Raw genomic sequence first — 14,761 nt, forward strand, 5'->3', positions numbered from 1 at the left:
CTTCTCAAAATCGAGATGGCCGGGACGAGCCCGGCCATGACGAGAAAATCCAGGATTGGAAGGCTCAGAAGCGTTCAACCCGATACGGCTTCGGATCGACCATCGGCGTCTCGCCCGTGATCATCTCGGCGAGCAGGCGGCCCGTGACGGGACCAAGGGTCAGGCCATGGTGGGCGTGGCCGAAGCCGAACCACAGGTTCTTGTGGCGAGGAGCCTTGCCGATGATCGGCATCATGTCCGGCGTGCAGGGGCGCATGCCCATCCACGGTTCGGGATCGACGCGCTCGCCGAGCGGGAAGAATTCCCGGGCGATGGGCTCGGCCCGGTCGAGCTGGACCGGCGTCTTGGGCGCGTCGCGCACGGCGAATTCCGCGCCCGTGGTGAGGCGGATCCCCTTCTGCATCGGAGCCAGAAAGTAGCCACGGTCGAAGTCGAGGGTCGGCCGGTTCAACACCGCATTGCCCTCGGGCTTGTAGTGCATGTGATAACCACGCTTGACGGCGAGCGGCAGGTTATAGCCGAGCCGCTTGGTGACCACGTCGGCCCAGGCGCCGAGCGCCACGACCACGGCGCCAGCCTCCACCGCCCCCTTCTCGGTCTGGACGCGCCATCCGGTCGAGGTTTCCTCAAGGGTCCGGGCATCGCCGGCAGCCAGCTCGCCTCCAAGGCGCTCGAACAGGCCGACATAGCCCATGGTCAGCAGATGGGGATCGGAGACGGAGGCAGGGTCCGTCCAATGGATGCCGCCCTTGGTCTCGACCTTCAGGTGAGGCTCGCGCTCGGCCACCCCCTCTGTGTTGAGGGCGTCGAAGTTCACGCCGAAATCGCGCTTCACGTTCTCGGCGTCGCGAAACTGCTCGTCCCTGCTCTTCTCATCACGGAACACCTTCAGCCAACCGGTTGGGCGGATGAGGTGCGTGGAACCGGATTCCTCGGCCAATGCCATGTGCTCGGTGACGCTGCGCTCGATGAGCGGCGCGTACATTCGCGCGATCGCCTTGTGCTGGGCCGGGCGGGAATGCATCCAGTACTGGAGCAGGAAGGGCGCGATCTTGGGAATCGCGCTCCAATGATAATGGGCATCGATGTTGTTGTTCAGCGCATAGCGCAGCAACGCGCCGAAATCGTGCGGGAAGCCGTAAGGATAGACGCCTTCCCGCTGGATCAGGCCCGCATTGCCGAAGGAGGTCTCCTCACCGGGCTTGCGCTTATCGACCAGGAGAACGGAACGGCCGCGTTTCTGCAAATGCACGGCAATCGACACACCGACGATGCCGGCGCCAAGAACAACCACATCCTTACGCATGAAGCCCTGCCTGTCCTGTTGTGCTCTCATCGGGAGAGCCAGGGTTTTTGCCCTTTTCAGAACGACTTCTACTCCCGATCCGGGAGGGCCGTCCACGTCTTTCCAGAGGCAAAAACGCCTCTCCCCAGCCAAGTGGTCTTAGAATGGTTTGGGCGCGGCGCGAATGCCCGTTGCCGTTGGAGAAAGCGCGTGCTACCGCCGCTTTCATGACACGCCCTCTGCTCATCGCCCCGTCCATTCTCGCCTCCGACTTCTCGAAGCTCGGCGAGGAAATCCGCGCTGTCGACGCCGCCGGCGCCGACTGGATCCACATCGACGTCATGGACGGCCATTTCGTGCCGAACATCACGATGGGTCCGGACATCGTGAAGGCGATCCGCCCGCACACGTCGAAAGTCTTCGACGTTCACCTCATGATCGCCCCGGTCGATCCGTATCTCGAAGCCTTCGCCAAGGCGGGCGCGGACATCATCAGCATTCATGCGGAGGCCGGCCCTCATCTCCACCGGTCGCTTCAGACCATCCGCAAGCTGGGCAAGAAGGCAGGCATCGTCCTCAATCCGGGCACCCACGAAGCCTCCATCGAGCCCGTGCTCGACGACCTGGACCTGATCCTCCTGATGACCGTCAATCCCGGCTTCGGCGGGCAGGCCTTCATCCCCTCCGTCTGCCCGAAGCTGCGGCGCGTCCGGGAAATGGTCGGCAACCGGAACATCGATATCGAAATCGATGGCGGCGTCACCCCCGAAACCGCGCCTCTGGTGGCGGAAGCCGGAGCCAACGTCCTGGTGGCGGGCTCCGCTATCTTCAAGGGCGGCCCCTCGGCCTACGCTCCCAACATCGCGGCCATTCGCGAGGCAGCCGCGAAGGCACGATAAGAACAAAGCTATGCGGCGGACAGGATGAACGAAAGCTCTGCCGCTTGGGACGGAGCTCGATCATTCATAGAAATGATTGAGCGTTGAGGGGGTGTTGAACGCATGGGTTTAACACCCCTGTTGGAGCATCAATAGACGTAGAAGTCGTAGGATGTCAGCGCCTTGTTGGCCCCCACAAGGGCGAACTTCACTTGAGCTGCGAGACCGGTTCCGTCGGGATCGTAGTAAAGCGCTCCCGTAGCCTTGTCATAGATGATCCGGTCGCTGGAATCGTGCGCCATAGTCCCGATATGAAAAGCTGATGCGCTGAGCCCACCGAGCTTGAGCTTCGTGAACGCGGCATTATCAAGCCAGATCGTGTCATCGCGAGCGCTGAAGTCAGTGATCTTGTCGATGTTGGCGGCAGACGCCTTGGTGTCGAACACGAACCCATCCCGGCCGCTGCCGCCGACCAATGTGTCCTTGCCTGTACCGCCATAAAGCCAATCGTTACCCGTTCCTGCCGTGAGGCTATCGTTACCGACGCCCCCGTCAACCACGTCGGCCCCGCCTCGGCCATCGAGCCGATCATTGCCAGAACCTCCGCTCAGGGTGTTCGCTAGGCCGCTTCCATAGAGAGTATCCGCAAAGGCTGTGCCGAAGACTTTTTCGATGCTGATAAGGATATCACTCGACCCAAAGCCGTCACGCGCTGTTCCCGCGGCAAGATCCACCGACACGCCCGACAATCCCCCGCGGGTCTTATCGGCCGAGTAGGAAGCAGTATCGTCCCCTTCTCCTCCATCAATGGTGTCGCTGCCACCCATGCCCTGGAAGTTTTCATCCGCATCGCTGCCCAGGAACTTGTCACCATTGCCTGTTCCGCGAACGGCTTCGATGTCGGAAACATTGTCCGTGGTGCCCCATGCCTCCCTAATCGTGCCCGCCACAAGATCGACATCGATAGAGCCGGCTCCGGCATAATCGGCGTAGGAAACCGTATCGAATCCCCCGCCGCCCTCGACCGTGTCGACACCCTGTCCGCTTACGAAGAAGTCGTTGCCACCGAGACCGATGAGATGGTCGTTGCCTTCAAGACCGTAGAGCGAGTTGTCTCTGTCATTACCAGTCAAGGTGTCTGCATAGGCCGTGCCCTCGACGCCCTCGATGGAAACGAGCTGATCGGTGCCGCCCCAGGGATCCACGACGCTGGTCAGTTGCAGGTCGATGACCGCGCCAGGGGTGGTGTCGTTACCGCCGACCACCTCATAGTTCCAGTAGGTCAGGAAGTCGTAACCCGCGCCGCCATTGACAGTATCGTTGCCTGCACCCGGTGCGATATCGTCATCGCCCGCACCGGCAATCACAGTGTCATTTCCGTCGTAAGCGAAGAGTGACTCGCCGTAGCCGCTGCCGAACAGATAGTCGGAACCGCTGAAGAGATAGCTCACCAAGCCGCCTACGCTGTAAATGGATGTGCCGAACCTCGGACCGAGATCGCTCAATTCGATGCTCAGGCCGCTAATCACGGCAATCCTCTTTTCATAGGCACGATCCCAGAGCGTGATGCTCGTGACGATGCCGCCCGCCCACGCATTCTCCTGCGTCAGGTCATATTGGAGCCGGGTTCCGTTGAGCACGACCCGGTTCAGATCGGGCGTTCCGAGGACGATCACCGACTCGGAGCTGTAGCGAACGGATCCCTGCCCCACCCCGTAGAAAAATGCATTGATGCGGAAAAAGTCTTCGGACGAACGCGGGGTAACGGTCAGGACGGCCATGGTTCTCTTCTCGTGAGGAAAATAATCCATATACCGTTACAATTCCCGAGATGGGTCGTCCAGGGGGCTCCTTTATCAAAAGCTGTCCCTAGATCGTGAGATGTCACTCGCAAGGCCTTCCATCCCTTGCCTTCTCCTCGGTCATCACATAGCCATCACCCAGCATTCCGTCCGCAGGAGAAGTCCCGTGATCCCCCGCTATAGCCGTCCCGAGATGGTGGCCATCTGGTCGCCCGAAACGAAGTTCCGCATCTGGTTCGAGATCGAGGCTCACGCCACCACGGCGCTCGCCAATCTCGGCATCGTGCCGAAGGAGGCGGCGGAGAAGGTTTGGGAGAAGGGCTCGAACGCCACCTTCGACGTGGAGCGCATCGACGCCATCGAGCGTGAGGTGAAGCACGACGTCATCGCCTTCCTCACGCATCTGGCCGAGATCGTCGGTCCCGAGGCCCGCTTCGTCCACCAGGGCATGACCTCGTCCGACGTGCTCGACACCACCTTCAACGTGCAGCTCGCCCGCGCCACCGACATCCTGCTGCGCGACATGGACGAGCTGCTCGCCGCCATCAAGCGCCGCGCCTTCGAGCACAAGATGACGCCGACCATCGGCCGCTCGCACGGCATCCATGCCGAGCCCACCACCTTCGGCCTCAAGCTCGCCCAGGCCTATGCGGAATTCGAGCGCTGCAAGCTGCGCCTCATCGAGGCCCAGCGCGAGATTTCCACCTGCGCCATTTCGGGCGCGGTCGGCACCTTCGCCAATATCGACCCGAGCGTGGAAGAATACGTGGCCGAGCAGATGGGTCTCCAGGTCGAGCCCGTCTCGACCCAGGTGATCCCGCGCGACCGTCACGCCATGTATTTCGCGACGCTCGGCGTGATCGCCTCCTCCATCGAGCGCCTGGCGACGGAAGTACGCCATCTGCAGCGCAGCGAGGTTCTGGAGGCGGAAGAGTATTTCTCGGCGGGCCAGAAGGGCTCCTCCGCCATGCCGCACAAGCGCAACCCGGTGCTGACGGAAAACCTCACCGGCCTCGCCCGCATGGTGCGCGCCTATGCGCTGCCCGCCATGGAGAACGTGGCGCTCTGGCACGAGCGGGATATCTCCCACTCCTCCGTCGAGCGCATGATCGGCCCCGACGCGACCGTGACCCTGGACTTCGCGCTGGCGCGCCTCACGGGAGTCATCGACAAGCTCGTGGTCTATCCGGAGAACATGCAGAAGAACCTGGACCGCCTTGGCGGCCTCGTTCACTCGCAACGCGTTCTGCTGGCGCTGACCCAGAAAGGCGCCTCCCGCGAGGATGCCTATCGCCTCGTACAGCGCAATGCCATGCCGGTCTGGCGTGGCGAAGGCGAGTTCCTGACGCTTCTCAAGAATGACGCGGACGTGACGAAGTACCTGACGCCGGAGGAGATCGAAGCCTGCTTCGACCTAGGCTACCATTTCAAGCATGTGGATACGATCTTCACGCGGGTCTTCGGTTCCGCTGGGGCATAACTCCAGGCCTGGACATTTTTGCCTAACGCGCGACAATCCCCGTGCAGGAGATCAACGGCACGGGGATTGAGACCATGCTGTCAGAGAAGATCCTCGCCACCGCCTTCACGCGTGCCGTGAAGCGGGGCACCCTCACGATGACCACCGCCAAGGGCCAGACCTTCACCTTCGGCGATGGCGGATTTCCGGAAGTCGCCATCCGGTTCACGGATACCGCGGCCCAGACGGCTCTCTGCCTCCACCCTGAACTGAAGCTCGGCGAGCTGTTCATGGACGGCAGGCTCATCATCGAGCAGGGCGGTATCTTGGACCTGCTCCAGCTCCTTCTTCAGGACACGCATGGCGAGTTCAACGAGCTGCCCTTCCACCGCTTACGGAAGATCCGCGCCTGGCTGACGATGCGCGGCGAAAACGACGCTCGGCGTTCGAAGCGGAATGTCGCTCATCACTACGATCTCGACGGGCGGCTCTACGCCCTATTCCTCGATAGCGACCGGCAGTATTCCTGCGCCTATTTCGACCACCCGGATGCAAGCCTCGAAGAGGCTCAGGCCGCCAAGAAACGACACATCGCGGCGAAGCTCCTGGTGGAGCGCGGCCACAGCGTGCTCGATATCGGCTCCGGCTGGGGCGGCATGGGGCTTTATCTGGCTCAGGTGGCTGGCGCGGGTTCGGTGAAGGGCGTCACCCTGTCGGAGGAGCAGCTGGAAGTCTCGCGCAAGCGCGCCGCCACCGCCGGCCTCGCGGAGCGGGTGAAGTTCGAGCTTCAGGATTACCGTGCCACGACCGGCAGCTTCGACCGCATCGTGTCGGTCGGCATGTTCGAGCATGTGGGCCCGGCGTCGTATGACGATTATTTCGAGACCTGCCGCAAGCTGCTGAAGGATGATGGGGTGATGCTCCTTCACACCATCGGAAGGTCCGGCACGCCCTACCCGGTCAATGCCTGGATCGCCCGCTACATCTTCCCCGGCGGCCACCTGCCGGTGCTCTCGGAGATGATGCCCGCCATCGAGCGCGCGGGACTGGTGGTGACGGATATCGAGATCCTGCGCCTGCACTACGCCTATACGCTCCAGGCTTGGCGCGAGCGTTTCCTGGCTCAGAGGGACGAGGCGCTGAAGCTCTACGACGAGCGCTTCTGCCGGATGTGGGAATGCTACCTTGCCATGTCGGAATCCGCCTTCCGCTGGCAGGATGCGGTGGTGTTCCAGATTCAGCTGGCCAAGCGCAACGATGCGGTGCCCCTGACCCGCGACTACATCGCCGAGAGACAAGCCGCACTCAAGCGCGCCGAAACGGTGGAGTTCAAGCGCAGCGCTTGAACCGGTAAGGGTGCGCCTTTATCTCGGGGACATGAAAACCTCCGATTGCGACATCCTCATCGTCCCCGGTTATGAAAACTCCGGCGTCGACCATTGGCAGAGCCGATGGGAGCGTCAGCTCTCGACCGCATGGCGGGTCGAGCAGGAGAACTGGGATGCCCCCGACAAGGAGAAATGGGTGGAGCGCATCGCCGAAGACGTGAAGCGCGCCGAAAGGCCCGTGGTTCTGGTCGGTCACAGCCTCGGCGTTCTGGCCATCGTCCATGCGGCTCCACTTCTCCCCCGAAACAAGGTGCAGGGCGCCTTTCTGGTCAGCATGCCGGATGTGGAGAGACCTGATTTCATCCCTGCCATCGACCGCGCCTTCGCACCGATCCCACGCGATCCCCTGCCCTTCCCTTCGGTGCTCGTGGCAAGCCGTACGGACCCGCATTGCGACTACGAGAAGGCGGAGGACATCGCCTATGCCTGGGGTTCGGCCATCGTCGACGCTGGCGACGCCGGACACCTCAATACGGACAGCGGCCACGGCCCCTGGCCCGAAGGCCTGATGCGCTTCGCGGGTTTCCTGAAGCGCCTGGGCTGATCCTTCCAACATGACGAAAATTTCATGCGGGAGTCATCCGGCCGTGAGCAGGATGGGAGCAATCTCATCCTCATCGGTGTTCAAGGAGGATACCCGTATGAAGACAATCGCCACCCTCGCGACCGCTGCCGCCATGCTCGCCGGCGTCGGCACCTATGCCTTCGCCCAGGCGCAGGCCCCCGCCGAGCCTCCGGCGGCACAGGCTCAGGAGGAGGCTCAGCCCCGCATGTCGCAGGATGACTTCAACCGCTTCGTCGATGCCCGCATCGCGTCCATCAAGGCTGGCTTGAAGCTCACTGCCGATCAGGAAAGGATCTGGAGCCCGGTGGAGATCGCCATCCGCAACGCCGCCAACCAGCGCTATACGCGAATGACGCAGTTCCGCGAGAACCGCGAGCAGCGCCGTTCGGCAGACTTCATGCAGCGCTTCGAGCAACGCAGCACCATGATGACCGAGCGCGCCCAGACCTCGTCGGCCATCGCCACGGCTCTGCGCCCCCTCTGGGATACGTTCAGCGAAGACCAGAAGCGCGTCGCTCCGCGCCTCATGCGTGAGGCCGTGGAGGACGGCTTGGGCTGGCGCCAGCGCCACGGTCGCGGTGGCCGCGACGGTCACCACGGTCGCCGGGCGGAGATGAGGCACCACGATCCGATGGGCTCCGGCCCGCGCGGCGCCGCCCCCCAGCAGTAAGCCTCACCCGAAAACAAAAAGGCCGCCCAATCGGGCGGCCTTTTCAGTTTGAGATCGACTTCGCAAGAATTAGCGCGAATAGAACTCGATCACGAGGTTCGGTTCCATCTGCACCGGATACGGCACCTCGGAGAGGGTCGGGATGCGGGTGAAACGAGCCGTCATCTTGGAGTGATCGACTTCGATGTAGTCCGGAACGTCACGCTCGGCGAGCTGCGACGCAACGACCACGACCTCGAGCTGCTTGGACTTGTCCTTCACCTCGATCACGTCGCCAGCCTTCACGAGATAGCTCGGGATGTTCACGCGGCGGCCGTTGACCTTCACGTGACCGTGGTTGACGAACTGACGGGCGGCGAAGGGGGTCGCAACGAACTTCGCGCGATAGACGATCGCGTCGAGACGGCGCTCGAGCAGACCGATCAGGTTCTCACCGGAGTCGCCCTTCTGGCGGATAGCCTCCGCATAGTAGCGGCGGAACTGCTTCTCGGTGATGTTGGCGTAGTAGCCCTTCAGCTTCTGCTTGGCGCGCAGCTGCGTGCCGAAGTCGGAGAGCTTGCCCTTGCGGCGCTGGCCGTGCTGGCCGGGGCCGTATTCGCGGCGGTTCACGGGGCTCTTCGGGCGGCCCCAGATGTTCTGACCCATGCGGCGGTCAAGCTTGTGCTTGGCCTGAATGCGCTTCGACATCGCTGTTCCTCTTCTGTGTCGAATTTGCGAGGAACGCGCCCTCCTCTTCCCCTCATCCCGAGGAGGCCCAAAGGGCCGTCTCGAGGGACGGGACGACAGGCCGACTGAAAGCCGGGCCACGGGAGCGTAAAAAGTTACGCGGCCCGTGAGGACCGCGTGAACGGGAGGGATGTAAGAGAAAACGGGGCATAAGTCAATCAAGGCGGGCCCGCAGCCGCCTCACCCTTGGAGGAGCGGCATATCCTCGATCATCACGACCGGCAGGCCTTTGGCACGCAAGGCCTCGCGGAAGGCTGCCGTGATGCCCGCCCCACCTGTGAAGACCGCCAGAGCCTCGTTCTCATCGGCTTCATGCCCCGGAATAGGTGAGCCGATGAGCTGGGTTACACGGCGGGCGATGGCCGGAGCCGGGTCGATCCAGGTCACGGGCCAGGGCGCGAGCTTCTGGAGGCGCGGCAGGAGCAGCGGATAATGGGTGCAGCCGAGCGACACCACATCCGTCCGGCCGCCCTCGTCCTCGATGAAGCAAGGTTGAAGCTCTTCGATCAGCTCTTCATCGGAAACTGGGTTTCCCGCCAGCTCCGCCTCTGCGAAGCCCGCTAGGAGGCGTGAGCCTACGAGATTGACCTTGCAATCGGCTGCGTAGGTCTGGACGAGATCGCGGGTGTATTCGCGCGTCACGGTGGCCGATGTCGCCAGCATCGTGATGTATCCCGTCTGGGTCGCCTGGGCCGCCGGCTTGATGGCCGGGACGGTGCCGACGAAAGGCACGGAAAAACGCTCACGCAGATGCGGCAGCACGATGGTCGAGGCCGTGTTGCAGGCGACCACCACGAGCTGCGGATCATAAAGGCCGATCAGCCTCTCCATGACTGCCAGAACCCGGACGATGATCGTCTGCTCACTCAACCGTCCATAAGGAAAAGCGGCATCGTCGCCCGCATAGACGAAGCGGGCATCGGGACGAGCTTTCAGGACCTCGGAGAACACTGTGAGGCCGCCGAGGCCGGAATCGAAGACGAGGATGGTGGGAACGGGAGAAGGCATGACAGCCGAGTTATAGGACGCCCCGGCCAGAAGATCGATACGCATCGGCAAACCTTACGAACGAACCTGCTTCAGAAAATCGTTCAGTCCCTGCTTGTTCTCGGTGGGAGACATGTTGAGCTTGCGGCGCGGCCCCCGCTCCGGCTTCTCCTCCTGCCCCTCCGCTTTCGGCATCTGCCCCGAGAGGCGGCGCACGGGCCAGCCGTCGCTCCAGTTGCCCATGTCCACGAATTTCGGATCACGCGCGAGAGCGGCGGCATCCTTGCCAACGAAGGCAGCCTCGGCCGCCATCTCGAAGGTTTTCCAGAAGGCGAGATAATCGAGGGTGTCGATGCCGTTGTTCCCGAGCTGCTGGGTCAGGATGGTCTGGGGGCCGGAGAGCGCCATGTCGGCGCTCCACTTCCAGGTATTCTTCTGCTTCGGGTCGCGGGGCGGATCGGGCGGGAGCTTGATCGCAGCGGCATCATATTCGGGCTTGGGTGAACCGGGCGAGGCCAGGGTCGCGGTGAGCGCCGGATAGCCGTGATCGTCCGAGCTTGCGCGCATGAAGAGCTTGCGGGTGGCCGGGATCGCGCTCGTCGCCTCGAAGATCCGGCGGGACGCGCGGTCGCTCGGCAGGTGCTCCCTATCGCCGCTCATGGTGATCAGCAGGGTCCGGTCATCAACGGTCGAGAGGTCGCGTAGCATGATGCCGCGCTCCTTCTCGTTCGAGGCGATGCCGCCCGGCACGAGGCCGAAGATCAGCCTGGGCGCAGGGAGCTTGGTCTCCTCGACAGCCGCCGCCACGTTGAGCGCAATCGGCACGCCGGCGGAATGGCCGATGAAGGCAACGCGGTTCAGATCGGGGCGTGCCTGGGCATCATTGGCCATAGCCGCCAATGCATCATGGATCAGAGCCTCCGCCCGCGCCGTCGCATCGGCAGGGCGGGAGCGGTTCACTTCCTGGAAGCGCGGGAAGATGGCGAGATAGCCCTTGCGGGCCAGATGATCGATGAAGCCGCCATAGAGGGCCGGATTCACTGCCCCCCAGGAATGGAAGAACACCACGACCGGACGCGGCGCTGCGGGCGTATCATTGCCATGGAAGACGTAAGCCCCCGAGCTGACGGTGCCGGTCCCGCGTTTGACCACCTCCGCGATCTTGTAGTCCGACCCACCCGGCCCCTTCTCCGGCTGCTGCGGCGGCGAGGCTGCGATGGCCGCCGGAGCGGCGAGGCACGAACCGAGGACAACGAGGGCAGTCAGCGAGCGGCGCATGGCGATCTCAGATCAGAATGTGCGGAGCAAGAAGGGCTCCTGGCAACATTAGAGCAGAAGATCTTTAAGACTTTCTCAACCGGCGCCCTTCCGCAAGAGCGCGAATCGCCCCGCGCAGGGTGCGCACGTCCTGCTCCGTCATCTCGAGCCGGTGGAAGATATCTCGCATGTTGCGGGTCATGGTCGGCTTCTTGTCCTCGGGGTAGAAGTTCACTGCATCGAGCTCGGCTTCGAGATAGTCGAAGAACGAGGTCACCATCTCGCGCGGTGCGGGCGGCGAGAGCCTCTCGCCGGAGAACGGCAGCGCCCCGCCAGTGGCGAGCTTGTACCATTCGTAAGAGACGAGCAGCACGGCCTGGGCCAAGTTCAGGGACGAGAATTGCGGGTCGACCGGAAAGGTGATGATGGCATCCGCCAGCGAGACCTCGTCGTTCTCCAGGCCTGTGCGCTCGCGCCCGAACATGATGCCGATGTGCTGCCCTTCCGCGCCCCGCCGGTGGGTCTCGACCATCGCCTCGTCAGGTCCGAAGACCCGTTTCATCTGCCCCCGCTCCCGCGCCGTGGTGGCAAAGACGAAGTTCAGATCGGCGATGGCCTCGCGCACGGTGTCGTAGAGCTTCGCCCCCTCCAGAACATGCACCGCGCCTGATGCCGCCGAATGCGCCCCCTTCCTAGGCCAACCGTCGCGCGGCGCGACGATACGCAGTTCCGAGAGGCTGAAATTGGCCATGGCGCGCGCCACCATGCCGATATTCTCGGCAAGCTGCGGTTCCACGAGGACGATGATGGGGCGGATCATGATGCGTCTTTGAATTTAGATCTGGCCCGAGGGGCAGACAGGATGCCCCCTTCCATAACGCCAAACGAAGCGCCGCGCCTAGCGCCCCGTGCGGAACCGGAGATCCGCGTCAGCGACCCGAAGGGCCGCGTCAGCGAAAAGGGGACCCGGCTTTCCGCAAGAACGATGCTCCAGGGCCATGTCCATCGCCGGGGCTTTCGCCTCAGCGAATGAACCGCTCTAATATCGATTCGAACGATATCACCGCGCCTCTTCAGATGGCGTGTAAAGGGAGGACAGCATGGACGTAAGGCTACTCATCGGCGACCAGGACGCGACAGCCCAGAGCGGCGCGACCTTCGAGCGGCGCGATCCCGTGACGGGCGAGGTCGCCACGCGCGCGCCCGCCGGCGGTGTCGAGGATGCCAACAGGGCGATCGAAGCGGCGGCGGCTGCCTTTCCGCAATGGTCGGAAACGGGACCGGGCGAACGGCGCGCTCTCCTGTTGAAAGCCGCCGATCTGATGCAGACGAATGCCGGGCGGTTCACCGAGCTGATGGTGAAGGAAACCGGTGCCACCGCGCCCTGGGCCGGGTTCAACGTGATGCTCGCGTCGAACATGCTGCGCGAGGCCGCCGCGATGACGACGCAGATCACGGGCGAAGTCATCCCCTCCGACAAGCCGGGCACGACCGCGCTCGCCATTCGCCAGCCGGCTGGCGTCTGCGTCGGCATGGCTCCCTGGAATGCTCCTGTGATCCTCGGCACCCGTGCGGTCGCCATGCCGCTCGCCTGCGGCAATACGCTGGTGCTCAAGGCCTCCGAGCTCTGCCCCGGCACGCATCGCCTCATCGGCGAAGTTCTGTCCCAAGCCGGTTTTCCGGCAGGCGTGATCAATGTCGTGACACACGCGGCAGCCGATGCGCCGAAGGTCGTCGAAGCCCTCATCGTCCATCCGGCCGTTCGCCGAGTGAATTTCACCGGCTCGACGCGCGTCGGCAAAATCATTGCCGAGATCGCGGCGCGGCATCTGAAGCCCGTTCTGCTGGAACTCGGCGGCAAGGCGCCTCTCATCGTGCTCGACGACGCCGATGTCGATGCCGCCGTGAATGCCGCAGCCTTCGGGGCCTTCCTCAACCAAGGCCAGATCTGCATGTCCACGGAGCGCATCATCGTGGACGAGAAGGTGGCCGACGAGTTCGTCGCGAAACTCGCCGCCAAGGCCAAGGCCCTGCCCGCCGGCAATCCCCGCGAGCATGTGGTGCTCGGCTCCATCGTCAGCGCCGAGGAGGCGGAACGCGTCGAGCGGCTGGTGAAGGACGCGGTCGCGAAAGGCGGTTCGCTCGCGACAGGCGGCAGTCGCAACGGCACGATCATGGAAGCGACGCTCGTCGACAACGTGGTTCCGGGCATGCGCATCTATGAGGAGGAATCCTTCGGCCCCGCCAAGAGCATCATCCGCGTGAAAGGAGTGGAGGAAGCGATCCGCGTCGCCAACGACACGGAATACGGCCTCTCCTCCGCCGTGTTCGGACGTGACATCCAGCGCGCCCTGCAGGTCGCCAAGCGTATCCAGTCCGGTATCTGCCACATCAACGGCCCCACCGTCGGCGACGAGGCGCAAATGCCCTTCGGCGGCGTGAAAGGCTCCGGCTATGGCCGCTTCGGCGGCAAGGCAGCCATCGACGAGTTCACGGACCTGCGCTGGATCACCATCGAGGATCCGAACCAGCATTATCCGTTCTAAGCGATCATCGGCTCACCCAAGACAAAGCCTCCCTGGGTTCCCCGGGAGGCTTCTCTTTTGCAGGGCTGCGAACGCCGCCGTTACCAGCAACCACCCCAGCCGCAATAGTAATGCGGACGGGCCACAGCTGCTCCGATCACCGCACCGCCGACGACGCCGGCAGCGGCACCGGCAGCCGCCTGATTGGCCGCCGTGTTCGACTGGGCCACGTTGTTGCGGTAGCTGGCGTTGACGCAGCGCGTGTAGGTCTTGGTCCCCGGCTTCAGACCCGTCTCCTGGCAGACAGCCTCGGCATTTGACATGGATTGTTCCGCCGTTTGGCAGCCGGCGAGCACAAGAGCCGTCGCCCCGAGAAGAATGGCAAGACGCATTTCAGTTCCTCTTTGACATCGAAGTAAAATTTCCGATTGCTCAAGGTGAGCAGCGTTTCACAGCCCCAGACACGTCGAACCAGCCCTGTGAAAAGCCATCGGAATAAGAGGATCTCACTTCGGCCACGCTTGCTTTTCCGTGCGTAAGCACACATTGAAGGCAGTTATTCTTACTGTTGGGACAGAAACCCACACAGAACTTTTCTTCAGTCTGCTACGTCATGCACCCACCTTCTTCCTTGGAGAGCCAAACTGTCCTGGCCGCGTTCCACTCTTCCTATTGCCGGTCTGGCGATTCTCTCCTCAGGCCTGACGATGGCCGCCTCCTCCACGGCCAGGATCGCGCACCCCGTTCCCACCCTCTTCCACGGCAATTGGCGTGGTCTCGGGATATCAAGCGGGGCGTGCCGGAGGACGCCTTCGATGCAGCCTGCCGGGCGCACAACCTCTGTTATGAACGAATGGGTCGGGGAGCCTGCAGCTGCGACCGGGCATTCTTAGGGCGACGGCAGCCCTGGCTCAGCGCCGGAGAACGGACAAAACCGTGAGGACCAAGGCCACCATGGACAACACGCTTTTCGCCCTCACGCCCTGCATCGAGGTAAGGAAAAGTCCGCATAGCGTGAGAAAGCGCTGAATTCCGGGCCTCCCCCCACCTTCCCCACCGGCCACAACCGCGCTATAGCCCCCGGTAACCGCCTGCCGCCGGCAGGCCTGTTCCAGTTCCTCAAGAAGCGCAAGGTGAGATCATGGCGAAGATCAAGGTTGCCAATCCGGTCGTCGAACTCGACGGCGACGAGATGACCCGCATCATTTGGCAGTTCATC

At 63.2% G+C, this 14,761-nt stretch carries 14 protein-coding genes; 6 read left to right on the forward strand and 8 right to left on the reverse strand.

All coding sequences use genetic code 11. The annotated features are described in order from the left end of the window. Nucleotides 1–64 precede the first annotated feature (64 nt). Nucleotides 65–1,306: an FAD-binding oxidoreductase gene (locus DC522_RS22340; protein WP_116530830.1), complete on the reverse strand. Its 1,242-nt coding sequence runs from the start codon at nt 1,304–1,306 to the stop codon at nt 65–67. A gap of 206 nt (nt 1,307–1,512) precedes the next feature. Here DC522_RS22340 and rpe point away from each other — a divergent pair, with 206 nt between their 5' ends. Further along, complete coding sequence (rpe, locus tag DC522_RS22345) at nt 1,513–2,184, forward strand: ribulose-phosphate 3-epimerase (protein WP_116530831.1); 672 nt, start codon at nt 1,513–1,515, stop codon at nt 2,182–2,184. A gap of 128 nt (nt 2,185–2,312) precedes the next feature. On the opposite strand, the gene DC522_RS22350 is transcribed toward rpe, so the two are convergent. Beyond that, a complete protein-coding gene (locus DC522_RS22350) occupies nt 2,313–3,944 on the reverse strand; it encodes a calcium-binding protein (protein WP_165820258.1) in 1,632 nt (543 codons plus the stop codon). A gap of 187 nt (nt 3,945–4,131) precedes the next feature. On the opposite strand from DC522_RS22350, the gene purB reads away from it, so the two are divergent. The 4 genes from purB to DC522_RS22370 all read left to right on the forward strand — a co-directional run bounded on the left by purB (nt 4,132) and on the right by DC522_RS22370 (nt 8,047). Continuing rightward, nucleotides 4,132–5,445 carry an adenylosuccinate lyase gene (gene purB / locus DC522_RS22355; protein WP_116530833.1) on the forward strand — a complete coding sequence of 438 codons (1,314 nt, stop codon included), beginning with the start codon at nt 4,132–4,134 and terminating at the stop codon, nt 5,443–5,445. 74 nt (nt 5,446–5,519) lie between these two features. Beyond that, nucleotides 5,520–6,770, forward strand: coding sequence for a cyclopropane-fatty-acyl-phospholipid synthase family protein (locus DC522_RS22360; protein ID WP_116530834.1), 1,251 nt, complete (start codon nt 5,520–5,522; stop codon nt 6,768–6,770). A gap of 31 nt (nt 6,771–6,801) precedes the next feature. After that, nucleotides 6,802–7,356: an alpha/beta hydrolase gene (locus tag DC522_RS22365; protein ID WP_116530846.1), complete on the forward strand. Its 555-nt coding sequence runs from the start codon at nt 6,802–6,804 to the stop codon at nt 7,354–7,356. Nucleotides 7,357–7,453: 97 nt separating this feature from the next. Further along, on the forward strand, nt 7,454–8,047 hold the full coding sequence (locus DC522_RS22370; RefSeq protein ID WP_165820259.1) for a Spy/CpxP family protein refolding chaperone: 594 nt from the start codon (nt 7,454–7,456) through the stop codon (nt 8,045–8,047). A 69-nt stretch (nt 8,048–8,116) separates the two neighbouring features. Here the strand turns inward: DC522_RS22370 and rpsD are convergent, their stop codons facing one another. The 4 genes from rpsD to DC522_RS22390 all read right to left on the reverse strand — a co-directional run bounded on the left by rpsD (nt 8,117) and on the right by DC522_RS22390 (nt 11,837). Beyond that, nucleotides 8,117–8,734 carry a 30S ribosomal protein S4 gene (gene rpsD / locus DC522_RS22375; protein ID WP_116530836.1) on the reverse strand — a complete coding sequence of 206 codons (618 nt, stop codon included), beginning with the start codon at nt 8,732–8,734 and terminating at the stop codon, nt 8,117–8,119. A 219-nt stretch (nt 8,735–8,953) separates the two neighbouring features. Beyond that, the gene (gene murI, locus DC522_RS22380; RefSeq protein WP_116530837.1) at nt 8,954–9,826 is read right to left on the reverse strand and encodes a glutamate racemase; all 873 of its coding nucleotides are present in this window, start codon (nt 9,824–9,826) and stop codon (nt 8,954–8,956) included. A 9-nt stretch (nt 9,827–9,835) separates the two neighbouring features. After that, entirely contained in the window at nt 9,836–11,038 is a 1,203-nt protein-coding gene (locus tag DC522_RS22385; protein ID WP_116530838.1) for a dienelactone hydrolase family protein, read from the reverse strand. Between the two features lie 64 nt (nt 11,039–11,102). After that, nucleotides 11,103–11,837 (reverse strand): RNA methyltransferase, encoded by a 735-nt coding sequence (locus tag DC522_RS22390; RefSeq protein ID WP_116530839.1) that lies wholly within the window; start codon nt 11,835–11,837, stop codon nt 11,103–11,105. 280 nt (nt 11,838–12,117) lie between these two features. Between DC522_RS22390 and DC522_RS22395 the strand changes: the two genes are divergently transcribed. Beyond that, entirely contained in the window at nt 12,118–13,563 is a 1,446-nt protein-coding gene (locus DC522_RS22395; protein WP_116530840.1) for an aldehyde dehydrogenase, read from the forward strand. Nucleotides 13,564–13,643: 80 nt separating this feature from the next. Here DC522_RS22395 and DC522_RS22400 read toward each other — a convergent pair whose 3' ends face one another. Next, entirely contained in the window at nt 13,644–13,934 is a 291-nt protein-coding gene (locus DC522_RS22400) for a hypothetical protein (RefSeq protein ID WP_116530841.1), read from the reverse strand. 584 nt (nt 13,935–14,518) lie between these two features. Further along, nucleotides 14,519–14,761: hypothetical protein (locus DC522_RS35460; protein ID WP_205769720.1), on the reverse strand; the 243-nt coding region annotated here is incomplete at its 5' end.

It is taken from the genome of Microvirga sp. KLBC 81 (genome assembly GCF_003075415.1).
Taxonomy (GTDB): Bacteria; Pseudomonadota; Alphaproteobacteria; order Rhizobiales; family Beijerinckiaceae; genus Microvirga.